We start from the raw sequence: 330 nt of genomic DNA on the forward strand, positions 1-330 counted from the left end.
CTTTAGCGTAAGCAAACGGCAGTTTAGCAACGGAAGTCAGAGAGGCTACTGCACCTTTCTGGTCACGACCGTGCATCGGGTTAGCACCCGGTCCGAACGGCGCGCCAGCACGACGACCGTCTGGGGTGTTACCCGTTTTCTTACCATACACAACGTTAGAAGTGATGGTCAGAACAGACTGAGTCGGGATAGCGTCACGGTAGGTGTGCAGTTTCTGAATTTTCTTCATGAAACGTTCTACCAGGTCAACAGCCAGGTCATCTACACGCGGATCATTGTTACCAAACTGCGGGTATTCGCCTTCGATTTCGAAGTCGATAGCCAGACCGT

At 52.1% G+C, this 330-nt stretch carries 1 protein-coding gene; it reads right to left on the minus strand.

Annotated elements, in window-relative coordinates; translation table 11 throughout:
• Positions 1-330, minus strand: a 330-nt coding sequence (locus tag SB816_RS30500) for a pyruvate formate lyase family protein (protein ID WP_410548053.1), incomplete at both ends; no start/stop codon positions are given.

The organism is Achromobacter sp. SIMBA_011, from assembly GCF_046535435.1.
In the GTDB taxonomy this organism is placed as follows: Bacteria; Pseudomonadota; Gammaproteobacteria; order Burkholderiales; family Burkholderiaceae_B; genus Achromobacter; species Achromobacter dolens.